Consider the following 21210-nt stretch of genomic DNA (forward strand, 5'->3'; position numbering starts at 1 on the left):
AGCCGGCATTCAGGATCGGACGCAGAGCGTCCAGACAGGCATACCCACGCGTAGCATGGGTACGATGAAGCTCCTGAGATCCCCTATCGTTCCTCACGCTCTGCGTAGGAATGCCCATCGTGACGCTCCGCGTCACACATTCAGGATCGGACGCAGAGCGTCCAGACAGGCATACCCACGCGGAGCATGGGTACGATGGTATTCCTGAGATCCCCTATCGTTCCTCACGCTCTGCGTGGGAATACCCTTCGTGACGCTCCGCGTCACACATTCAGGATCGGACGCAGAGCGTCCAGACAGGCATACCCACGCGGAGCATGGGTACGATGGTATTCCTGAGATCCCCTATCGTTCCTCACGCTCTGCGTAGGAATACCCTTCGTGACGCTCCGCGTCACCTGCACACTGAAAAGATCAACTGCCCTCGGTGCCCTGCGCTTCTTCGAAGAAATAATCCTTCCAGCTCGCGGCCTTGTTTTTCAGCACACCCAGTTCATGCAGCTTCTCGGCGTAGATGAAGGTGCGCTGCGGGGTGATGGTGAAATCGATTTCCGGGTCGGAGACGATTTTCTCTACCAGCGGCAACGGTAGTTTCGATTGCTCGACGCGAATGTAGGTCTGCGCGGCAGCCGGCTTGTCGGCCTTGATAATCTTCTCGGCTTCGGCCAGTGCGTCGTAGAACGCCTTGTAAGTCTTGGGGTTTTCGTCGTGGAATTTTTCGGTGGTGTAGAGCACGTTGAACGTCGCCTGACCACCCAGTACGTCATAGGAACTGAGCACCTTGTGCACGTTGGGGTTTTCCAGCGCCTGATACTGGAACGGCGGGCTAGAGAAGTGCGAGTTGATTTCCGAGCCGCCGGCCAACAGCGCAGCGGTCGCATCCGGGTGCGCCAGGCTGACCGAGATGTTGTCGAATTTCTTGTAGTTGTCATTGCCGAACAGCTTGGCAGTCTCGATCTGCAAGGTGCGCGACTGGAAGCCCACGCCCGCAGCCGGTACGGCGATGCGGTCCTTATCGGTGAAGTCCTTGAGGGTCTTCACGTTGGGGTTATTGGTCAGCAAATAGTTGGGCATCGAGCCCAGCGAAGCGATGGCCTTGACGTTCTGCTTGCCCTTGGTGCGGTCCCAGACGGTCAGCATCGGCGGCACGCCTGCCGAGACCACGTCCAGAGCGCCGGCCAGCAGCGCCTCGTTCATCGCCGTGGCGCCGGAGATGCTGTTCCAGTCGACCTTGATGTCCAGGCCCTGCTCCTTGCCGTGTTTTTCGATCAACTTCTGATCGCGCACCACGTCGAGGATCAGATAGCCGATGCCGAACTGCTGAGCGATGCTGATCTTGCCTTCAGCCTGAGCGCCGCCGCTGAGCAGCGCGCCAAACAGGCCAAGTGTCGCCGCCAACACAGTCAGTGCCGGGCGTTGAAATGCAGTTTTCATGGGGTTCTCATCCTGATGATTCAAAAAAGACGGCGTTTCAACGCTGCATGCCCCAGCGTTTGACGGTCAGGCGCTCGATGTTGGCAAACAGCAGGTTCTCGACCAGCAGGCCGATGAGGATCACCGCTGCCAGACCGGCAAAGACCTTGTCGGTATACAGTTCGTTACGGTTCTGGAAGATGTACCAGCCCAGACCGCCCTTGCCGGACGACGCGCCAAACACCAGCTCAGCGGCGATCAGCGTGCGCCAGGCAAACGCCCAGCCGATTTTCAGACCGGCGAGAATCGATGGCAGCGCAGCAGGGATCAGGATGTGCCAGACAAAGCGCAGGCCTTTTAGACCATAGTTGCGCCCGGCCATGCGCTGGGTTTCCGAGACACCCAGAAAGCCCGCATAGGTATTGAGTGCCAGCGCCCACAGCACCGAATGCACCAGCACGAAGATCAGGCTGTTCTGCCCCAGCCCGAACCACAAAAGCGCCAGCGGCAGCAGGGCAATGGCCGGCAGCGGGTTGAACATGGCCGTCAAGGTGCTGAGCAGGTCGCGGCCCAGTTGGGTGGACACTGCCAGCGTGGTCAGGGCGAATGCCAGCACGATGCCGATCAGGTAACCCTGAATCAGCACGGTCAGGGAGATCCACACCTTGCCCGGCAACTCACCGGAAATCAGCCCGTCATAAAAAGCGGCGGCCGTTTGCAGAAAGCTCGGCAACAGCAGGTCGTTGTTCTGCAGACGCGCGGCCAGTTCCCAGATCACCGCCAGGGCGATCATGATGACGCTTTTGCGCACCCAGCTCAGTTGCCAGATGCGCTGCGCCAGCGGCAGATCGCGGGCCAGGTCTTCCTGCGTGAAAGGCTCCAGCGTGACTTCGTATTCTTCGCGAGCGGGAGGTGCGAGGCTCATGATTCGGGTTTCCCGGTAATCGTGTAGATAGGACGCGGAGCGTCCTGAAAGGCATTACCACGCGGAGCGTGGGAACGATCAAAGCAGTCACCTAGTAAGCGATCCGGATGTCCTGAAAATTCAGATCCTGCTCCACCGGGCCGGTTTCGCCTTCGTCGAACAACAGACGATGAATGCGTTGCGCCGTTTGCTGAAAGCCGACGCCGCCAAGGCTTTTCAGGTCGTACTGGTGGCTGTTGATTTCCGCCCTTACACGCCCCGGATGCGGCGACAGCAGCAAAATGCGATTGCCCACCACCAGCGCTTCCTCGATAGAGTGCGTGACGAACAGCAGCGTGAAGCGCACCTCGTCCCATAGCTCGAGCAGTTCTTCCTGCATCTTGCGGCGGGTCAGTGCATCCAGCGCGGCGAATGGCTCATCCATCAGCAGGATTTTCGGCTGCATGGCCAAGGCTCGGGCAATCGCCACGCGGGCTTTCATGCCACCGGACAAGGTGTGCGGATACGCGTCGGCAAAGGCGCTGAGGCCAACCTTTTCCAGGTAATAACGTGCGCGCTCCAGCGCTTCGGGACGCTTCAACGTGCGTGACGCCAGCAGCGGAAACATGACGTTCTCGATCACGGTTTTCCACGGCGGCAACTGGTCGAATTCCTGAAACACCACGATGCGGTCCGGACCCGGTTCGGTGACCTGATTACCTGCCAGGCGAATCTCGCCCTCGCTGGGCTGAATGAACCCGGCCACCGCTTTCAGCAAGGTCGACTTGCCGCAGCCGGACGGGCCCAGCAGGACGAAGCGATCAGACGGATCGACCTCGAAACTGACCTGATGCGTGGCCCGCACCACACGTTCCGGCGTGCGGTATTCAAGGCTGACGCCGCGGACTTGCAACAGCGCTTCAGCGTGCTGAACAGCCGGTTGCGGTGGGGCGTTCGTGCTGGCCGTGTGGCCTTGCGCGACAGCATTCATGAACGACTCTCCTGAATCAAAACGGCGCAGTGCCTTGAATGGTCGTGCGATGCAGTTTGCGTCGCAGATGGGCCGGGCAACCGGCAGCCAGATGGATCAGGGAGCGGTTATCCCAGAACACCATGTCGTTGGGCTGCCATTGATGCCGGTAGATGTGCTCGGGCTTCACGCTGTGGGCATACAGCTCGTTGAGAATCTGGCGACTTTCGTCTTCTGGCAGACCGAGAATGCGCGTGGTGAAACCCTCGCTGACAAACAGCGCCTTGCGACCTGTTTCAGGATGGGTGCGCACAATCGGGTGGCTGACTTCGACCACCTGAGCCAGTTGCTCGGCGGTCAGGGTCGGACGCCAGTTGGCGGCGTTATGACCCTCGGCGTAGCGCGCGGTGTAACTGTGCACCGCAGAGCGCCCTTCCACCGCATCGCGCAGGTGTTGCGGCAACGTATCCCACGCCTGATGCATGTCGGCAAACAGCGTATCACCGCCTTCACTCGGCAATTCCTGGGCGTACAGCATCGAGCCCAGGCTCGGCAGCTCTTTGTAAGACAGGTCCGAATGCCAGTATTTACCGGCATCGCCCAGGCCCACGGGCTTATCGTTTTCGACGATATTGGAAACGATCAGGATTTCCGGATGACCGGCCAGCAGAAACTGCTTGAGCACATGGATCTGCAACACACCGAAGCGGCGGCTGAAATCGACCTGCTGTTGCGGGGTGATCTGTTGATCGCGAAACACCACGACATGGTGATCCAGATGCGCCTGATGCACCCGAGCGAAGTCGGCATCGTTCAACGGCCTGGACAGATCCAGCCCAACGATTTCAGCGCCCACCTTATCGGTGAATGGACGCACATCAAACGATTGCGAAGCGATGTGAGTGGACGATGAAGCGAGGGAGGCTGCTGGCATGAGAACTCCGACTCCAGAACAGGTAAGACTGAAAGAAGGAACTGTATAGGTATAAGAAACAGAATTTAAATACCGTTGGGGAATATCGATAGCGCTGAATATTTCATCGATCTGTTAACTACCGTTAGCAACCACAAATGTGTCACAGCAGTTACATCCAAGTGTAAGACCTGCTTGCTAGGGTCGGCGCCTTATCCAAATCGAGTGAAGGCGCACGCTATGCGATCCAGTAAACCGGTTGCCCATGTCATGGTGTCTTCATTGATACTTTCGCTGCTTGCCGTATCAGTTCAGGCAGCCAGCCGCGCGGGTGACGACAGAATCAACGGTGTCGATCTGCTTTCCGGGTTCGACACGCTGTGGACGACCGGCGCGACCTGGGATACCGGTACGCCGACAGCACTGGGTCAGAGCCTGCTGCGGCGCAACCTGCAAATCGTGGTCGACCGCGCCAACTCGCGCACGCTGGCGCAGGAAACTGCCGCGTATTTCGATGACCGACGTGACCAGAGCTACAGCGCCATCAGCGGCCTGGGTTCGTTGAGCGCTGCCTATAAGGCTGGCGCGGGAGCCTTCACGACCATCACGCAATTCGACGACAGCAACAAAACCGTCAAATACGACGACAAAGGCAATGGCGCAGGCAGTTCGTCCTCGGCGCTGGGCAAGGTGGTCGATCTGGTCGGCGCGGTGCGCAACGATGCGTCCACCACGCCTGCCAAATCCCACTATTTGTACCCACGCCCATGGCGTCAGAGCCTGGACGGTCAAAGCCTGGCCTTCGTCGTCGCGCCCTCCCTGCGCCCGGCCGAAAGCACCACGCCCGCCACTGACTCGGGCTTCCCCAGCGGCCATACCAACGCTGCGTACCTGTCTTCCTACGCGCTGGCCTATGCAATTCCCGAGCGTTTCAGCGAGTTGATGCTGCGCGCCTCGGAAATCGGCGATAACCGCATCGAAGCCGGCATGCACTCGCCATTCGACGTGATGGGCGGGCGCATCACGGCGACCTATTTCGCCATCGACAACCTGTCCAACCCGGCCAACGCCCAACTGCGCGCCGATGCGCGCGCACAGGCGCTGAGTTATTTCACGGCGCAGTGCGGCGGTGACGTCAACAACTGCATGGCGGCCATCGACCCGGCCACCGACCGCACCTCCCAGCACGCTCTGGACAAGGCGCTGTACACCTCGCGCATGACCTACGGCTTCGATCCGGTCGGCCCGACCAACCTGGCCGCCGTGGTGCCGACCAACGCCGAAGTGTTGCTGGAAACCCGCTTCCCGTACCTGGACGCCAGTCAGCGCCGCGAGATTCTGGCGACTACCGAGATTTCGTCCGGCTATGCGGTGATCGATCAGTCAGGCGGCTATGGCCGCCTGAACCTGTACGCAGCGGGCGATGGTTATGCGGCGTTCAACACCAACGTCACGGTCAACATGGACGCCAGCCTCGGCGGCTATAACGCCATCGACGCCTGGCGCAACGACATCAGCGGCAGCGGCGCGCTGATCAAGAACGGCAGCGGCAATCTGATGCTGACCGGCAACAACACCTACTCGGGCGGCACCGTGATCAACGGTGGCGTTTTGACTGGCCACGCTCAGGCGTTCGGCAGCGGGACGATCACCGACAACGCGACGCTGGTGGTCGATCAGTCGACCAACGACACCCTCGCCAACACGCTGGCGGGCAACGGTGCGCTGATCAAACGTGGCGTCGGTTCGCTGAACCTGACCGGCAACAACAGCCTGTCCGGCGCAACGACTGTGCAGGCGGGTCGACTGGCTGTGAATGGCAACCTAGGTAACTCCATCGTCAGCGTGCAGCAGGGCGCAACGCTGGGCGGCAACGGCAGCGTCGGCGGCATCAACGTCGCTCAGGGCGGCGTGGTTGCACCCGGTAATTCGGTCGGGCAACTGAACGTCAATGGTGACGTCAACCTTGCTCAGGGCTCGGTCTACCAGGTGGAATCGGATGCCAACGGCAATGCCGATCTTATCGTCGCCAGCGGTCGTGCGACCATCAATAACAGCACGCTGTCATTGGTCGAAGGCGGCAATTGGCTGGCTGCGAGCCGTTACTCGATCCTCTCGGCAGCCGGGGGCGTCAGCGGTGCGTTTGCCGCCGTGCAAACCAACTTCGCGTTCCTCACCCCAACGCTGAACTACACCGCGACCGATGTCGGGCTGACGCTGGACCGTAACGCCCAAACCTTCGCCAGCCTGGCGACTACCCGCAATGCCCGAGCCGTCGCGCAAGGGCTGGACAGCGCAGGTGCAGGCAATGCGCTCTGGCGTCAGGTGGTGCAGGACGACGCGTCGACCGCACAGGCCACGTTCAAGGCGCTGTCCAATGAGCTGCATGCGTCGACGCAGTCCGCGCTGATCGAAGACAGCCGCCTGGTGCGCAACGCCATGAACGATCGTTTGCAGCAGGCGCAGTCAGCCCAGGCATTCGGCAGCTCGACCCAAACCCTGGCTGGCGATGCTTCGCGTGGCGTGGTCTGGACTCAGGCCATCGGCGCGACCGGCAAGACCGACAGCACCCGTGATGTGTCGGGCCTCGACACTCACACCAGCGGCTTGCTGTTCGGCGCTGACGTGCCACTCGACGACACCTGGCGCGTGGGTGCGCTGGCCGGTTTCAGCAACAGCAGCTTCGACCTGCGCCATGCGTCCGGCTCCACTGATAGCGACAACTACCATCTGGGCGTCTACGCCGGCGCCAAGTGGGGTCAGCTTGGCCTGCGTCTCGGCGCGGTGCACACCTGGCACGAGCTGACGGCCAAGCGCACGCTGGATCTACCGGGCTCTTCCGAGCATTTCAAGGAAGATTACAAAGCGGCGACCAATCAGGTGTTTGGCGAACTGGGTTACGCCATCGAGCTGGGCAACGCGCAGCTTGAACCCTTCGCCAACCTCGCGCATGTGCGACTGGACACCGACTCCTTCGATGAGAACAGCAACGCGATCAGGCTGGAGAACAAGTCTCAGGACAACAACATCACCTTCAGCACCCTCGGCCTGCGCGCCGCCACTCGCCTGAATGCCGGCAGCGTCGCGATCAAACCCAACGCGACACTGGGCTGGCGTCGTGCCTACGGCGACGTGACACCAGAAAGCCGCGCAGCCTTCAGCGGCGGCGACACCTTCGAACTGTCCGGCGCACCGATTGCACGCAGCGCAGCCGTCATTGGTGCAGGGGTTGATCTGGGGTTGAGCGATACACTGAGCGTCGGAGTGAGCTACAACGGGCAGGTGAGCAGCGACGCGTCGGATCAGACGTTGAATGCGCGGGTGACACTGGCGTTTTAAGGCCGGGATAACGGCGCAGGTGTGACGCGCAGCGTCAAGAACGGCGTTCCCATGACCCCCGATTATCGTACGACGCTCCGCGTCGTATGCCGTTCTGGACGCTCTGCGTCCGATCCTGAATCTGTGGTGTGGCGCAGACCTGTGACGCGGAGCGTCACGACAGGCATTCCCACGCTGGAGCGTGAGGAACGATCATCGACGTACGACTCTCGTGCTACGCGAGCATCCCTGCGCAAACGCATAGGGATGCTCGTCAATCCAGCAATCAGAACGCTGGCAGTACCGCGCCTTCGTACTTCTTGTTGATGAAGTCTTTGACTTGCTGGCTGGTCAGCGCTTTCGAGAGTTTCTCGATGGCGTCGGTGTGGGCGTTGTCTTCGCGGGTGACGAGGAAGTTCACGTACGGCGAATCCGGGCCTTCGATGATCAGCGCGTCTTTCTTCGGATTGAGCTTGGCTTCCAGCGCGTAGTTGGTGTTGATCAGCGCGAGGTCAACCTGGCTCAAAGCGCGGGGCAGAACGGCCGATTCCAGTTCGCGGAATTTGAAGTTATGCGGGTTGGCAGCAATGTCTTTCGGCGTGGCCAAGGCGTTGGTCTTGTCCTTGAGCGTGATCAGACCATTCTTGTCCAGCAGGATCAGCGCACGACCTGCGTTGCTGCCCTCGTTTGGAATGGCGATGGTTGCGCCTTCAGGCAGTTCTTTTACGCTCTTGTACTTCTTGGAATAGCCGCCGAACGGTTCGACGTGTACGCCAACGCCGGTCACCAGATTGGTGCCCTTGCCTTTGTTGAAGCCATCCAGGTAAGGCTTGGTCTGGAAGTAGTTAGCGTCCAGACGCTTTTCATTCAACTGGACGTTGGGCTGTACATAGTCAGTGAAGACCTTGATCTCCAGGTCCACGCCTTCCTTGGCCAGGGTTGGCTTGATCAGTTCAAGGATTTCCGCATGGGGCACAGGCGTCGCGCCGACCACCAGCTTTTCGCCTGCGTGAGCCAGGCCAATCGAGAACGCAGCCGCCAGAGCGGTCATCAGAAACGTCTTTTTCATGCGGTGTCCTTAGGGAAAATCCGGGAGCGTCATCAGACAATGACGCCTTATTATTCAATGATGTGCCGCAGACTGCTTGAGCTCCGCGACATCATGCTGACATTACCTAGTTTTTATATGCCAATAAAATACTTTTTAATCGAGTACTTATATCTTTTTGTCTCAGCCCCTTACGCAGGGCTTCGCGCCAGCTGCGCCGTCACGGTGTCCAGCAATTGTCGCAGCGCGCCAAGCTGTTCGCGATCGCCGCTATTGATCAACAGCTTTGCCTGACGCTCGATCAAGGTCAGGGGGCTGGCGATGTCCGGCAGGTTGATGTGTTCGGCCTGAATCTCGTCGCCACTGCTGACCAGCAGCGCAAAGTGAATGACGTTTTCCAGTTCGCGGGTATTGCCCGGCCAGCTGTGCGCTTCGAGTGTGCGTTGCGCGGATTCGCTGATCAGTTGCACCGGCAGGTTCAAGCGCTGGCTGTAGATGCCAACGAAATATTCAGCCAGCGGCAGGATATTGCCTGGTTGCTCGCGCAGCGCGGGCAGGTCAAGTCGCCCTTCACTCAGGTAATGATAAAGCCGCTCGTGGAATTTCCCGGCCGCCACTGCCTGCGCCAGATCGATGCTGGTGGCGGCGACCAGACGCACGTCGACCGGGCTGGGCTGATGCGCGCCGACCCGGGTGACTTCGTGATTTTCCAGCGCAGCCAGCAGCTTGACCTGAATCGGCAGCGGCAAATCACCGATCTCATCCAGATACAAGGTGCCGCCATTCGCTGAACCGAACCAGCCTGCGCGGCTGCTGACCGTTCCACTGTGCGCCCCGGCGGCATAACCGAACAATTCTGCGTCAGCGTAAGTCGGACTGATGGCCCCGCAGTTCACTGACACGAACAAACCCGAGCGATCACTGCCGCGATGGATGTGCCGTGCCAGCAACTCCTTACCAGTCCCGGACTCGCCACGGATCAGTACCGGCAGCGAACGGGGTGCCAATTGCTCCATTTCCTCACGCAACCGGCGTGAACGCGGATCAATGAACACGAGTGCCTTGGCGCGAATGCTGAGGGGGCTTTTTTCCGCATCGGGAAAGGTCAGCAGCGGCTGACCGAAAGTTTCTTGAAGGCTCATGACACACTCCCGCCTGAGCCCTTGCGACGGCTCAAGCGTTAAAAAGACAGGACCCTGCGGGCCCGATAAACAGATAGCCCGGTCATGCGCGACGACGTGCGTGCTGCTCCAGACGGCTTTGCAGCCGGTACAGGTAAGCGAACCCCTGCTCCCAGCGTTGGTGACCGGATTTGACGTTGATGTGCCCGGCCTGGCTGAGAAACCCCAATTCGGCACCCCAGTGACGTGCCATCTCCATGGCACGCTGAGAGCTGACCGCCGGGTCGTTATCAGAGCTGACGATCTGTGTCGGAAACGGCAACAGGTCGGTAGGGATCGGGGCGAAATTACGCAACGCAGGCGGGCAATTCGGACGTTCCACATCGGCAGGCGCAACCAGCAAGGCACCCTGTACCTGACGCAGGGTTTCCAGCGGAGCCAACTGAGCCCAATGCGCAACCGTCACGCACCCCAGGCTGTGAGCGATCAGGATCACTGGCGTGTCGTGCTCGGCAATGGTGCGCTGCAACTCGCCCACCCAGTCTTCACGGCGGGGCTTGAGCCAGTCGGCCTGCTCCACGCGGACGCTGTTAGGCAGGCTGTTCTGCCAGTGGGTCTGCCAATGATCGTCAGGAGACCCTTGCCAGCCTGGCACGATCAGATACCGGATCGACTCGTTATGCATGAATTCGCCTCCTGCCTGTATGCGTTCATGAGACGAGTATAGGGAGTGAAGTTATATTCGCTAAGGAATAAGAAGCTATTTATTAATTCCCAAAACGAATATGTAATCACAAACGAAAAAAAGGGCCACCCCCTGCCTTCGAGGAGTGGCCCTTAACAAAATCACTTTCAGGGCAAAGACTAACTGCGTTTCATGACAGGTATGCGACGCCCCTCATGTCGCTGGAACAGGACGGATGCCCGGCTCACCCGCTTTCAGCATCACCGGTTCTTCTGTTTGCGGGACTTCGCGGGCGACATTCCACACCACAATCGCAGCGATCAGATCGAAAATCGCCAGCACCACGAACAGCGGGCTATAGCCGATTTTAGTGACCATCACGCCAAACACCATGGTGAACGCTGCCGCACCGAAAAAGCCGAACATCCCGCCCATGCCGGTGGCCGTGGCGACTTCGTTTTTACCGAACGAGTCCGAAGTGATCGAGTACAGCGCGCCCGACAGGGTCTGGTGAGCGAAACCACCCACACACAACAATGCGATTGCGGTGTAAGGGCTTTCGACCAGACCGATGCAGGCCGGTCCGATCATGCATGAGCAGCCAAACAGCATGACCATCTTGCGTGAAGTGAACAGCGAAACCTTGCAGTACTTGTGGAACAGCGGGCTGAGGTAGCCACCCAGCACACAGCCGATGTCCGCTGCCAGAAACGGCAGCCAGGCGAACATCGCCACTTCCTTGATGTTCATGTGACGTTCGGTCATCAAGTACAGCGGAATCCAGGCATTGAAGGTTTGCCAGGCAGGTTCGGAAAGAATGCGCGCCGACGCAATCGCGTAGAAATTGCGGTTTTTGAACAGTCGCTTCCAGCTGCCTCTTTGCGCAGGCGCATCCTTGAGGCGGGATTCCTGACCGCTGAGAATGTAGTCGCGTTCTTCATCGCCCAGACGCTTCTGGTCACGCGGATGCTTGTACAGCAGCAGCCACAGCCCGCTCCACACAATGCCCAGGCCACCGACAATCAGAAACGCCAGCTCCCAGCCGCTTTGCAGAATAGCCCAGACCACCAGTGGCGGAGCGAGCAATGCGCCAAATGACGAGCCGATGTTGAACCAGCCAATCGCCACCGAACGCTCCTTGGCCGGAAACCATTCGGTGGTCGCCTTGACGCCCGCTGGCAGGCCCGCCGCTTCGGTCAGGCCGAGCATGCCGCGGAAGATCGCCAGGCTTTGCCAGCCTGTTGCAAACGCTGCAGCGGCGCAGGCAGCTGACCAGGCGATGGCGAAAATCGCGAAACCCATCTTGGTGCCAATGGCATCAATGATGTAGCCCGCCACCGGTTGCATGATCGCGTAGCACACCTGCCAGGCAACGACGATATGCGCGTACTGCTCGGTAGAAATGCTCAACTCGCTCATGAGCGTGGGCGCTGCGACGGACAGCGTGTTGCGTGCGAGGTAGTTGACCACCAGGCCGGCCGTGACCAGCCCGACCATCCACCAGCGGATGCCTTTTACTTTCATCTCTTCACCCTGTTTATTTTTAGATTGGCGATGAGCGTCCCGCGGCCAGAACCGTGAGGCGGCTGATTTATGTAACTTTAGATTTCGAGTTCTCGACAGCAATCTATCGATGTATTTCGCTGCTGTTCGTGCCTGAAGGCCGATTTACGAGACGATCCTGGCTCTTTGCAGGCGCGGATGAGGAGGTTACTCATGAGCTTGTCACTCTTTGAATTATTTTTATGGTTGTAATTTTTTAATAGCCGTATGTCGTCGTACAACATAGCGCATTTATAGTCATTTGAGATAGCAGTGTCAAATGCCGAAAAGGCTGATAGCGCGTGCATGTGGGCTTCATCGACGACCGGCCGGCCGCCTGACTTGGCTCGACCTGTTATACGACGACTCAGCAAAGCCGCACGTCGGCAGCCTTACTTTTCAGGCCTCTTTTTTTGGATCGACAAGTAAAAGCCTCGCAGCCTGAACGACCGCAACCTGCGAAGAATCAGGAATTGCATCAGAGGGCTTGCACAATTGTCACAAATGCTTTCATTCTCTGAGGGCGCGTCAGGCAAGGGAATGTCTTTTGACGCCCTGTCGGCAGAACGCCGACGCTGAACGACAACCCATTCCAGGAAGGGTGCTCATATGCCTGAGCCAAGTAGTCTCGCCAGCTGGACGCGCGCCCTGCGCAAGCAACTCGATGCGCTCGGCGCAGACAGCAATGCGCTGTGCCAAAGCGCAGGCATCGACCCGTGCCTGCTCGATGATCCGGCGGCGCAATTCCCGGCAGCTACCACTGCCCTGCTCTGGGAGCTGGCCCTTCAAACCAGCCTCGATCCAACCTTGGGGCTGCGTGTATCGCGGTTTGTCAGCCCGACCACGTTTCACGCGCTGGGCTACACGCTGGTTGCCAGCGGCTCATTGCGCGAGGTGTTCGAGCGCATCGTGCGTTACCACTCGGTGGCAGAGGACTCGCTGGAACTGGATTTCAGAGCAGCCGGTGAGCGTTACGAGTTTCGTTTCAGCGCGCCGAAATCGTGTCCGTCACCCATCCATGAGTTGCTGGACGCATTCGCCGCCATTTACGTGCGCACCTGCCGCAACCGGCTGGGCAGAGGCTACGCACCCTTGGCCGTGCATCTGCAACGGCCCGCTCCGGATAACCCGCAGCCCTGGCAGGATATGTTTCGTTCATCGCTGAATTTTTCGGCAGCGGAGAACATGCTGGAATTTGGCGCTGATGATTTCGACGGCCACCTGGACGAAGGCCAGATTCAGTTGACCGAGCACAACGCCAGCGGCGATCCGCTGCCTTCGCTGATCTGGGAGCAACGCGTGCGCTCGGCCATCGAAACCCTGCTGCCGGATGGCGAGCCCACTGCAGAAAGCATCGCCGAAGCCCTGCATCTGAGCCCCCGCAGCCTGGAGCGGCACTTGGCAGATGAAGGGTGTTGTTATGACCTGCTGCTCAATCAATGCCGCCAGAACCTGGCACTGCTGCACATGAGCGAGCCGCAAACCTCATTGAGCGAGGTGGCCTGGTTGCTGGGTTTCGGCGATACCGACAGCCTGAGCCGCGCCTTCAAACGCTGGACCGGATTGACGCCGGAGCAATATCGGAACGGGTTGGCGCGGTGAAAAACACCCATCGTGCCAATGCTCTGAAGCCGGCATGCCGTTCTGGACGCTCTGCGTCCGATCTTCAACGTGCGGTGCAGCGCAGACTTGTGACGCAGAGCGTCACCCACGGCATTCCCACGCTGGAGCGTGAGGAACGATAACCTCAACTATCGTGCGACGCTCCTCGTCGGTCTTGAGCAGGCGTAATACCGCTGGGCTGTAGATCAATGCTCTAACGAGCATCAATCCGCGCCAGCTCCGGTAAATCACCGGACAGCCCCAACGCTTCGCGGACGAACAGGGCTTTGGCTTCCGGTAGCTGGTTGACCACTTTCAGACCGGCATTGCGCAGCCAGCGCAGTGGCAGCGGATTGGCCTGGAACAGGCGTTCGAAACCTTCCATCGCCGCCATCAACGTCAGGTTGTGCGGCATGCGACGTCGCTCGTAGCGACCCAGCACGCGCGCATCCGACCAGCGCTCACCGCGCTGGGCAGCGTGGGTCAGCACCTCGGCCAGCACAGCGGCATCGAGAAAACCGAGGTTCACGCCCTGCCCGGCCAGCGGGTGAATGGTGTGCGCGGCATCGCCAATCAGCGCCAGCCCCTTGGCAACGTAACGCTTGGCATGGCGCTGACGCAGCGGCACGCAAAGGCGGGCGTCGGCAGTCAGGATCTGGCCGAGTCGACCCTCCAGTGCGCTTTCCAGCTCGCGACAGAACAGCTCGTCGTCCAGCAGCATCAAACGCTCGGCTTCAGTCGGCGTAACCGACCAGACGATGGAGCACCAGTGTTCACCCTCACGGTCCAGCGGCAGAAACGCCAGCGGACCGTCATCGGTGAAGCGTTGCCAGGCGGTTTTCTTGTGCGACTCGGCCGTGCGTACGCTGGTGATAATCGCGTGGTGCTGATAATCCCACTCACGTGTCGGTGTTTCCGTCAGACGACGCACCGCCGAGTTCGCACCATCAGCCGCAATCACCAGCGGCGCACGCAGCAAGCGGCCGTCCGCCAGGGTCAGCAGCCAGTCATCACCTGAATGGCGCATCTGCTCAAGCCGCGAATTGGCCAGCAAGCCGATGTCGCTGTCATGCAGGCGGTCGAGGAGCGCGTCCTGCACCACACGATTTTCGACAATATGGCCCAACACATTGGCGTGCACACTGGAGGCCGAAAAGTGGATCTCCCCGGTGCCGCTGCCATCCCAGACATGCATGTGCGCATACGGACTGATGCGCCGGGCAGCGATGCCTTCCCACGCGCCCAGGCGTTGCAGAATGCGTTGGCTGGCGGCCGACAGCGCACTGACTCGCGGCTCGAAATCCGACTGCGGGTCGAAGGGTTTGACGCTCAGCGGCCCACCGTCGACCACCAGCACCTCCAGGCCACTGCCCTGCAAGGCCAGGGCAAGGGCGCTGCCGACCATTCCGGCTCCGACAATCAGCACATCCGCGCGTGTTTCCATGCTCAAACCGTTCTCGCTTGCGGCCGAAGCCCGTTGTTTAAAGTACGTGCGTCACACATCGGTTCGCGTCCCCAGCCCCATCGCCTGACGGGCAAACCAGCGTTTAGCGACCGGCAACAGATCAAGGCCCAGCAGCCCCAGATTACGCCCCGTGGCCACTGCCGACTGGGTGCTGCCGAACAGGCGTGTCACCTTGTCGGAGAAACCGACGGTCAACTGCTGATCCAGCAACTGACGCTCGCGGTAGCGCTGCAAGGTCGACAGATCACCCAGTGGTGCATCACTGTCGAGCAGCGTCTCGGCCAACGCATCGGCGTCACGCAGCGACAGGTTGAAGCCCTGACCGGCAATCGGATGCAGACTGTGCGCGGCATTGCCCAGGATCACCAGATGCGAGCGCACCTGCTCCTCGGCTTCGACCAGCGCCAGCGGATACACATGGCGCGCTCCGACCTGACGCAACGTGCCCAGGCGATAGCCAAACACGCTTTGCAGCTCTTCAAGAAAACTGCGGTCATCGAGCTCGGCGAGCCGCTGGGTGTCATTGCCCGGACGGGTCCAGACCAGCGCGCAGCGGTTGTCTGGCAGTGGCAGCAAGGCCATCGGGCCATCATCGGTAAAACGCTCGAACGCCTGCCCGCAATGGGCTTCGCTTGGCGTGATATTGGCGATCAGCGCGCTCTGGTCGTAAGGCCGCTGGCGCACGCCGATACCCAGCTGTTCACGCAAGCTGGAACGACCGCCGTCGGCGAGTATGGCCAGATCACACTCCAGTTCGGTTTCATCATTCAACGTCAGGCGATAGCCATCCGGCAGCGGCTGCATGTGTTTGACCTCTGCCGGCACGCGCCAACTGACCACGTCCCGATCCAGACCGGCCCAGAGCGCCTGGCCGATCCAGGCGTTTTCCACGACATAGCCGAGCGCCGGAACGCCCTCTTCAATCGCGGAAAGACGGGTCGCGCCGAAGCGACCACGGTCCGAAACCTGAATCTGCAAGATCGGCTCGGCGCGGCGCGCGATCTGCTGCCAGACGCCGAGCCGCTCATAGATCCGCCGCGCGCCAAACGACAACGCCGAGGAGCGTGCGTCGTAACTGGGCTGCCAGGTTTCGCCCGGTGCAAAAGGCTCGATCAGCACGATTTTCCAGCCCCGCGCCTTGGCACCGGCCTGTAGCGCGAGCGCGAGACTTGCGCCTACCAGCCCCCCACCCACGATTGCGATAGTGAAACGGCTCATGCGGTTTGCACCTGTGCGTCAGCCATCAGCGCCTCGATCTCGGCGACAGTCTTGGGCACGCCGCCGGAGAGGATTTCACAGCCGCGCCTGGTTACCACCACGTCATCCTCGATTCGCACACCAATACCTCGCCATTTCTTCGCGACATCCAGATTGTCGGGGGATATGTAAATCCCGGGTTCAACGGTCAGCGTCATGCCGATCTCCAGTACTCGCCACTCGCCGCCGACCTTGTATTCGCCGACGTCGTGGACGTCCATGCCCAGCCAGTGTCCGGCGCGGTGCATGTAAAAAGCCTTGTAGGCTTCGGCCTGGATCAACTGATCGACATCGCCTTGCAGCAGACCAAGCTCGACCAGCCCGGCGGTAATAACCTGGACCGTCGCTTCGTGCGCCTGGTTCCAGTGCTTGTCCGGGCCGATGGCCTCAAAAGCCGCGTACTGCGATTTGAGCACCAGCTCATAAATGGCTTTCTGCTCGGGTGAGAACCTGCCATTGACCGGAAAGGTGCGGGTGATGTCGCTGGCATAGCAGTCGATTTCACAGCCCGCATCGATCAGTACCAGATCGCCATCCTTGAGCACTGCGTCATTCTGCTGGTAATGCAGGATGCACGCATTACGGCCCGAGGCGACGATCGAGCCGTAGGCAGGCATCTTCGACCCGCCTCTGCGGAACTCATAATCCAGTTCGGCTTCCAGACTGAACTCATGCAGGCCGGCGCGACAGGCCTGCATCGCACGCACATGGGCACGCGCGGATATCTCCGCCGCGCCGCGCATGACTTTGATTTCTGCCGCTGACTTGTACAGGCGCATGTCGTGCAGCAGGTGATCCAGTGCCACGAACTCTTTCGGCGGCTGCGCGCCGAGGTGCGCCTTGGAGCGAATCACATTGATCCAGTCCATCAGGTGCCGGTCGAACTCAGGGTTGCTGCCCATCGCCGAATATACTCGGTCGCGCCCTTCGATCAGGCCCGGCAGGATGTCGTCGATGTCGCTGATCGGGAAGGCGTCGTCCGCGCCAAAATCGCGAATCGCACCTTCCTGCCCGGCACGCAAGCCATCCCATAGCTCGCGCTCGGGATTGCGCTCGCGGCAGAAAAGGACGTACTCGCCATACTCGCGCCCTGGAATCAGCACCACCACCGCTTCCGGTTCCGGAAAGCCGCTCAGGTACTGAAAGTCGCTGTCCTGGCGATAAACGTGCTCGACATCCCGGTTACGAATAGCCACCGCAGCGGCGGGCAGGATCGCGATGCTGTCGGGCTCCATCTGAGCCATCAGCGCCTTGCGGCGGCGGGCGTATTCGGACTTCGGGATCTGAATCATTGGCAGCTTGAGTCCTGATGGAGTCTGCCGGCCTGGGCTGGGTCAGCCAGGACCGGTGTCGCAGTAACCGCTATCGGTCAGTGCAGGGAAGGCTTGGGTTCCGGCGCGGACGGCTCGTTGAACTCGGTGAAGAGCAGCAACGGCGCTACGCGCATGTACTCCATGACTTCCATGTAATCGGTCTCGCCGTCTTCGGACTCTTCCAGCGCATCCTGAACCTGAGCAATGGCAGCCAGATCCTCGAGAACGGCTTTGGCTTCAGCGCCGAGCGTCTTGTCGCCAATCGCCAGACCAAAACCTGACAGGAAACCCTGGCACCACTGGCCCAGTGCAGCGGCACGCTCGGTCAGCGGCTCGTCGTCGCCCGGCAGCAACAGCACGACCGTCATGTCGTCGCCAGTGAGTTCGCCTTTGACCATCTCTTGCAGGCCGACAAGCGCTGCGCGAATGTTATCCTGCGGCTCGGTTTCCAGCAGCACCGAGGCGTCGGCGAACCAGCCTTCGTTGTCGAAACCGGCACCGGCGCAACTGCGGCCAAGCAGCAAACCATGCAGCTCGGCGGGTGATACCTGGTGACCGCCACTATTGAGCAGGGCGGCGAATGCTTTGTACGGAGAATTCTGAATGGGCATGTGCTGGTCGCCAAACGGCGCAATGTCTAGAATGAAGGCCTTGTATCCTAGACTATCCGCGCGACAAGATCACCCGGACGGCGGTTCGAGCTTGAGCAAGAGCATCGCTGCCCCTGCCATTCATCAGAAAGTACTCAGTGGAAAACAATGGAAGACACCGACCTGCAAGCGCTGATGAAACGTGTAGAGCTGCTCCTGAAGTATGCCGAGCAACTTAAAGGCGAAAAAGCACTCCTATTAGCTCAGGAAAAGTCCTGGCGCGAGGAACGCGCCCAACTCATTGAAAAAAACGAAATCGCCCGGCAGAAGGTCGAGTCAATGATTTCGCGCCTCAAGGCCCTGGAGCAAGAATCATGAGCAATGGCAACAGCGTTACCGTTCAGATCCTCGACAAGGAATATTCGATCATTTGCCCTCAGGAAGAGCGCACCAACCTGGTCAGCGCTGCCCGCTACCTGGATGGCAAGATGCGTGAAATCCGCAGCAGCGGCAAAGTTATCGGGGCTGATCGCATTGCCGTGATGGCCGCCCTGAACATTACTCACGACCTGCTGCACAAGGAGCATGTGCCTGACGTGCAGGCCAGCGGTTCGACTCGCGAACAGGTGCGTGATCTGCTCGACAAGGTCGATCTGGTGCTGGCGACAGACACCCCCGGCACACCGGATTCAACTCGGGGCTGATTATTGCGGGGCATTTCTGTATACTTGCGCCGCTCCCTGGAGTGCTTGCCAGTCGGTCATGTCCCTGAGCCGATACGCACAACCACGGGGGTTGCACGTTGGGGTTGGTGTGCATGTCCGCTCGACGGAAAGCCTTAAAACCTCCTGCAATCTCCACCTTGAACTTTCGGGTTCAAGGGCTACACCGACAGCGGTTCGTCGGGGAGTCCTAATTCAATACATTGCCAGACGACTTGTCTGGCAATGACGATCCAGCTCTGGTTTCAACCTCTCGGATCAGCCTGCATGACCTCTCTCTCATGATCAGCGCTCAATCGCTCACACGCCCGCAACTTCGTCGCCAACTGCGCAATGCGCGCAGGTCGCTGAGTCCGCGCCAGCAGCGTCAGGCTGCACGCGACATTTATCGTCAATTGGCCCAGCACCCGCTGTTTCGACGCGCAAAACATGTTTCGCTGTACCTGCCGATGGACGGCGAGATCGACCCACGCCTGCTATTGCGCGAAGCGCAGCGGCGCGGCAAGGCGACCTACCTGCCAGTTCTCAATGCATGGCCGCGCACACGCATGGTGTTCCAGCGCGTGCGTCCCGGCGAGAAATTCATCCCCAATCGCTTTCGTATCCCCGAGCCGCGCATCAACCGTGCGAAACAGCGCAACATCTGGGCCCTCGATCTGGTCCTGATGCCGCTGGTCGGGTTCGATGACCAGGGCGGTCGCCTGGGCATGGGCGGTGGTTTCTATGACCGCAGCCTGGCTTACCTGGCGCGCAGAAAAACCTGGCGCAAGCCCGTTTTACTGGGGCTGGCGCATGAGTGTCAGAAGGTGGACAAACTGGCGCAAGCCAGCTGGGATGTGCCGATGCAAGGCGCACTATCGGATAAGCAATGGTATGGGTGTGAAAGTATCTGCGTGAAGGTATCTGACTGACCAGAACAGAAGAGCACACTCTGATCGCTGGAAGTATTCAACGATCAGAGCAGAAGCAGGGCTTAATGCCTGCCGGGGACTTTCTGTTGCTGCTGGGTGATTTCGACAGGGGCATCTTCCTTGCTGGTCCACAAACTCTGCGCATAACCGGTTGTCACGACACCCAAGCCAAACAGAATAACCAGAATCCAGAGTAAATCAGGCTTGCGCTTCAATGACTGCCCTCCTTAGGCAAATCAATACGATGCCCGCCGCGGCCATTTGAAAAACCGAGCAGTATCGTGGAACTTTAAAGGGCGGCATTTTGCGGTAACGTGAACCAGTACGCAAATAGTGGCGCAGGCCGACTGTCGGTTTGTCATACAACTTTTCGCCCTACGGCAAACTTTAGGCTCTGTACGAAAAGTCGGCGAGCGAAGGTCAGGCAAGGCAAAAACAGGCGAGGAAGCGGAGTCTACGTGTTGTAAATGAGCATTCTGAGCCTGTTTTTAACGCAGCATCACCGAGCGCAGCCACTTTTCGTACAGAGCCTACGTCTTTGGAGCAAGTGCAATGGCCTACTGGCTGATGAAGTCCGAGCCTGACGAATTCTCGATCAGCGACCTGCAACGACTGGGCAAAGCCCGCTGGGACGGCGTGCGCAACTATCAGGCGCGTAACTTCCTGAGAGACATGGCGGTGGGGGATGAATTCTTTTTCTATCATTCCAGTTGCCCTGAACCGGGCATCGCCGGGATTGGCAAAATCGCCAGGGCGGCTTATCCGGACCCGACGGCCCTGGACCCGGAAAGCCACTACCACGACGCCAAGGCCAGTGCGGATAAAAACCCGTGGAGTGCCATCGACGTGGAGTTCGTGGCTATCTTCAAGAAGGTATTGGGGCTGGGTTATCTGAAACAGCAAAGCACGCTGGAACAACTGCCGCTGGTGCAGAAAGGCAGCCGGCTGTCCGTCATGCCAGTGACCGCCGAACAGTGGTCGGCAATCCTGGCACTGCGCTGATCCGCTTTACTGGACGATGAAGTTGTTGAACAGCAAGTCTTCGACCATCGGCTTGCCTTCTTCGTCGTTCATGACGCGCTGAACCTGCTTGAGCGCTTCCTGACGAATATTTTCTTTTGCTTCAGCACTGCTCATCGAATCGACCGTCTGCTGGGTAAACAGCGCGACCAGTTGATTGCGAATCAGTGCGTCATGGCGTTTGACCGCAGCTTCGGCATCGGCACCGGTTACGCGCAATGCAATATCCGCTTTGTAGACGCGGAGTTTCGGGCCGCCATCCAGTGCGTAATTGCCCACGAACGGAGGCGTCAGCGAAACATACGACGCCTTCGGAGGGCCACCTTCTTCCTTGGCTTCTTCCTGCGCCATGACGGGCAACGACAAGGCCAGCAATACCATCAGAATCCACGCTTTCACAGTCCACTCCTTAATAC

General features: G+C 59.7%; 20 protein-coding genes and 1 other RNA gene. 7 read left to right on the plus strand and 14 right to left on the minus strand.

Annotation, left to right across the window (positions count from 1 at the left end; all coding sequences use genetic code 11):
* Window positions 1–414 precede the first annotated feature (414 nt).
* The 4 genes from I9H07_RS22230 to I9H07_RS22245 form a co-directional block, all read right to left on the minus strand.
* Entirely contained in the window at window positions 415–1434 is a 1020-nt protein-coding gene (locus I9H07_RS22230) for an ABC transporter substrate-binding protein (protein ID WP_058824329.1), read from the minus strand.
* A gap of 37 nt (window positions 1435–1471) precedes the next feature.
* Window positions 1472–2338, minus strand: a complete 867-nt coding sequence (locus I9H07_RS22235; protein WP_005737007.1) for an ABC transporter permease — start codon at window positions 2336–2338, stop codon at window positions 1472–1474.
* Window positions 2339–2429: 91 nt separating this feature from the next.
* Window positions 2430–3308, minus strand: a complete 879-nt coding sequence (locus tag I9H07_RS22240) for an ABC transporter ATP-binding protein (protein WP_058824331.1) — start codon at window positions 3306–3308, stop codon at window positions 2430–2432.
* A gap of 16 nt (window positions 3309–3324) precedes the next feature.
* Entirely contained in the window at window positions 3325–4221 is an 897-nt protein-coding gene (locus I9H07_RS22245; RefSeq protein ID WP_058391559.1) for a TauD/TfdA dioxygenase family protein, read from the minus strand.
* 219 nt (window positions 4222–4440) lie between these two features.
* Between I9H07_RS22245 and I9H07_RS22250 the strand changes: the two genes are divergently transcribed.
* Window positions 4441–7539 carry an autotransporter domain-containing protein gene (locus I9H07_RS22250; protein ID WP_236423697.1) on the plus strand — a complete coding sequence of 1033 codons (3099 nt, stop codon included), beginning with the start codon at window positions 4441–4443 and terminating at the stop codon, window positions 7537–7539.
* A 265-nt stretch (window positions 7540–7804) separates the two neighbouring features.
* Here I9H07_RS22250 and I9H07_RS22255 read toward each other — a convergent pair whose 3' ends face one another.
* From I9H07_RS22255 to I9H07_RS22270, 4 genes are all read right to left on the minus strand, one after another.
* Window positions 7805–8587, minus strand: a complete 783-nt coding sequence (locus I9H07_RS22255) for a MetQ/NlpA family ABC transporter substrate-binding protein (RefSeq protein ID WP_236423699.1) — start codon at window positions 8585–8587, stop codon at window positions 7805–7807.
* A gap of 170 nt (window positions 8588–8757) precedes the next feature.
* Complete coding sequence (locus tag I9H07_RS22260; protein WP_024673315.1) at window positions 8758–9708, minus strand: sigma 54-interacting transcriptional regulator; 951 nt, start codon at window positions 9706–9708, stop codon at window positions 8758–8760.
* 82 nt (window positions 9709–9790) lie between these two features.
* Window positions 9791–10372, minus strand: coding sequence for an alpha/beta hydrolase (locus tag I9H07_RS22265; protein ID WP_024673316.1), 582 nt, complete (start codon window positions 10370–10372; stop codon window positions 9791–9793).
* A 213-nt stretch (window positions 10373–10585) separates the two neighbouring features.
* Window positions 10586–11869 carry an MFS transporter gene (locus I9H07_RS22270; RefSeq protein ID WP_058391563.1) on the minus strand — a complete coding sequence of 428 codons (1284 nt, stop codon included), beginning with the start codon at window positions 11867–11869 and terminating at the stop codon, window positions 10586–10588.
* A gap of 654 nt (window positions 11870–12523) precedes the next feature.
* On the opposite strand from I9H07_RS22270, the gene I9H07_RS22275 reads away from it, so the two are divergent.
* Window positions 12524–13516, plus strand: a complete 993-nt coding sequence (locus I9H07_RS22275; RefSeq protein WP_024673318.1) for an AraC family transcriptional regulator — start codon at window positions 12524–12526, stop codon at window positions 13514–13516.
* A gap of 214 nt (window positions 13517–13730) precedes the next feature.
* On the opposite strand, the gene I9H07_RS22280 is transcribed toward I9H07_RS22275, so the two are convergent.
* The 4 genes from I9H07_RS22280 to I9H07_RS22295 all read right to left on the minus strand — a co-directional run bounded on the left by I9H07_RS22280 (window position 13731) and on the right by I9H07_RS22295 (window position 18162).
* Window positions 13731–14960: a 2-octaprenyl-3-methyl-6-methoxy-1,4-benzoquinol hydroxylase gene (locus I9H07_RS22280; RefSeq protein ID WP_058824896.1), complete on the minus strand. Its 1230-nt coding sequence runs from the start codon at window positions 14958–14960 to the stop codon at window positions 13731–13733.
* Window positions 14961–15011: 51 nt separating this feature from the next.
* Complete coding sequence (gene ubiH / locus I9H07_RS22285; RefSeq protein WP_236423700.1) at window positions 15012–16199, minus strand: 2-octaprenyl-6-methoxyphenyl hydroxylase; 1188 nt, start codon at window positions 16197–16199, stop codon at window positions 15012–15014.
* Window positions 16196–17530, minus strand: coding sequence for a Xaa-Pro aminopeptidase (pepP, locus tag I9H07_RS22290; RefSeq protein WP_236423702.1), 1335 nt, complete (start codon window positions 17528–17530; stop codon window positions 16196–16198). Before pepP ends, ubiH begins: the two co-directional genes overlap by 4 nt.
* Window positions 17531–17607: 77 nt before the next feature.
* Window positions 17608–18162 (minus strand): YecA family protein, encoded by a 555-nt coding sequence (locus I9H07_RS22295; RefSeq protein ID WP_058824893.1) that lies wholly within the window; start codon window positions 18160–18162, stop codon window positions 17608–17610.
* Window positions 18163–18309: 147 nt separating this feature from the next.
* Here I9H07_RS22295 and I9H07_RS22300 point away from each other — a divergent pair, with 147 nt between their 5' ends.
* The 4 genes from I9H07_RS22300 to I9H07_RS22315 all read left to right on the plus strand — a co-directional run bounded on the left by I9H07_RS22300 (window position 18310) and on the right by I9H07_RS22315 (window position 19774).
* Window positions 18310–18519 (plus strand): TIGR02449 family protein, encoded by a 210-nt coding sequence (locus I9H07_RS22300; protein ID WP_024645160.1) that lies wholly within the window; start codon window positions 18310–18312, stop codon window positions 18517–18519.
* Window positions 18516–18845 carry a cell division protein ZapA gene (locus I9H07_RS22305; protein WP_024674562.1) on the plus strand — a complete coding sequence of 110 codons (330 nt, stop codon included), beginning with the start codon at window positions 18516–18518 and terminating at the stop codon, window positions 18843–18845. The genes I9H07_RS22300 and I9H07_RS22305 overlap by 4 nt, the downstream gene beginning before the upstream one ends.
* Window positions 18846–18875: 30 nt before the next feature.
* A non-coding RNA gene (gene ssrS / locus I9H07_RS22310) (6S RNA) lies at window positions 18876–19054 on the plus strand.
* A gap of 90 nt (window positions 19055–19144) precedes the next feature.
* Window positions 19145–19774 carry a 5-formyltetrahydrofolate cyclo-ligase gene (locus I9H07_RS22315; RefSeq protein ID WP_236423703.1) on the plus strand — a complete coding sequence of 210 codons (630 nt, stop codon included), beginning with the start codon at window positions 19145–19147 and terminating at the stop codon, window positions 19772–19774.
* A 62-nt stretch (window positions 19775–19836) separates the two neighbouring features.
* Here the strand turns inward: I9H07_RS22315 and I9H07_RS22320 are convergent, their stop codons facing one another.
* Window positions 19837–19989, minus strand: coding sequence for a hypothetical protein (locus I9H07_RS22320; RefSeq protein ID WP_032606463.1), 153 nt, complete (start codon window positions 19987–19989; stop codon window positions 19837–19839).
* Window positions 19990–20326: 337 nt separating this feature from the next.
* Here I9H07_RS22320 and I9H07_RS22325 point away from each other — a divergent pair, with 337 nt between their 5' ends.
* Entirely contained in the window at window positions 20327–20776 is a 450-nt protein-coding gene (locus I9H07_RS22325; RefSeq protein ID WP_024674564.1) for an EVE domain-containing protein, read from the plus strand.
* A 6-nt stretch (window positions 20777–20782) separates the two neighbouring features.
* On the opposite strand, the gene I9H07_RS22330 is transcribed toward I9H07_RS22325, so the two are convergent.
* Window positions 20783–21193, minus strand: a complete 411-nt coding sequence (locus tag I9H07_RS22330) for a flagellar basal body-associated protein FliL (RefSeq protein ID WP_024674565.1) — start codon at window positions 21191–21193, stop codon at window positions 20783–20785.
* Window positions 21194–21210 lie beyond the last annotated feature (17 nt).

Source organism: Pseudomonas syringae (assembly GCF_023278085.1).
Lineage (GTDB): Bacteria > Pseudomonadota > Gammaproteobacteria > Pseudomonadales > Pseudomonadaceae > Aquipseudomonas > Aquipseudomonas syringae_Q.

Excerpts from the sequence above, each read along its gene's own strand:
- I9H07_RS22230 (WP_058824329.1), bottom strand. The coding sequence starts at position 1,434 with ATGAAAACTGCATTTCAACGCCCGGCACTGACTGTGTTGGCGGCGACA.
- I9H07_RS22235 (WP_005737007.1), bottom strand. The coding sequence starts at position 2,338 with ATGAGCCTCGCACCTCCCGCTCGCGAAGAATACGAAGTCACGCTGGAG.
- I9H07_RS22240 (WP_058824331.1), bottom strand. The coding sequence starts at position 3,308 with ATGAATGCTGTCGCGCAAGGCCACACGGCCAGCACGAACGCCCCACCG.
- I9H07_RS22245 (WP_058391559.1), bottom strand. The coding sequence starts at position 4,221 with ATGCCAGCAGCCTCCCTCGCTTCATCGTCCACTCACATCGCTTCGCAA.
- I9H07_RS22250 (WP_236423697.1), top strand. The coding sequence starts at position 4,441 with ATGCGATCCAGTAAACCGGTTGCCCATGTCATGGTGTCTTCATTGATA.
- I9H07_RS22255 (WP_236423699.1), bottom strand. The coding sequence starts at position 8,587 with ATGAAAAAGACGTTTCTGATGACCGCTCTGGCGGCTGCGTTCTCGATT.
- I9H07_RS22260 (WP_024673315.1), bottom strand. The coding sequence starts at position 9,708 with ATGAGCCTTCAAGAAACTTTCGGTCAGCCGCTGCTGACCTTTCCCGAT.
- I9H07_RS22265 (WP_024673316.1), bottom strand. The coding sequence starts at position 10,372 with ATGCATAACGAGTCGATCCGGTATCTGATCGTGCCAGGCTGGCAAGGG.
- I9H07_RS22270 (WP_058391563.1), bottom strand. The coding sequence starts at position 11,869 with ATGGTCGGGCTGGTCACGGCCGGCCTGGTGGTCAACTACCTCGCACGC.
- I9H07_RS22275 (WP_024673318.1), top strand. The coding sequence starts at position 12,524 with ATGCCTGAGCCAAGTAGTCTCGCCAGCTGGACGCGCGCCCTGCGCAAG.
- I9H07_RS22280 (WP_058824896.1), bottom strand. The coding sequence starts at position 14,960 with ATGGAAACACGCGCGGATGTGCTGATTGTCGGAGCCGGAATGGTCGGC.
- ubiH (WP_236423700.1), bottom strand. The coding sequence starts at position 16,199 with ATGAGCCGTTTCACTATCGCAATCGTGGGTGGGGGGCTGGTAGGCGCA.
- pepP (WP_236423702.1), bottom strand. The coding sequence starts at position 17,530 with ATGATTCAGATCCCGAAGTCCGAATACGCCCGCCGCCGCAAGGCGCTG.
- I9H07_RS22295 (WP_058824893.1), bottom strand. The coding sequence starts at position 18,162 with ATGCCCATTCAGAATTCTCCGTACAAAGCATTCGCCGCCCTGCTCAAT.
- I9H07_RS22300 (WP_024645160.1), top strand. The coding sequence starts at position 18,310 with ATGGAAGACACCGACCTGCAAGCGCTGATGAAACGTGTAGAGCTGCTC.
- I9H07_RS22305 (WP_024674562.1), top strand. The coding sequence starts at position 18,516 with ATGAGCAATGGCAACAGCGTTACCGTTCAGATCCTCGACAAGGAATAT.
- I9H07_RS22315 (WP_236423703.1), top strand. The coding sequence starts at position 19,145 with ATGATCAGCGCTCAATCGCTCACACGCCCGCAACTTCGTCGCCAACTG.
- I9H07_RS22325 (WP_024674564.1), top strand. The coding sequence starts at position 20,327 with ATGGCCTACTGGCTGATGAAGTCCGAGCCTGACGAATTCTCGATCAGC.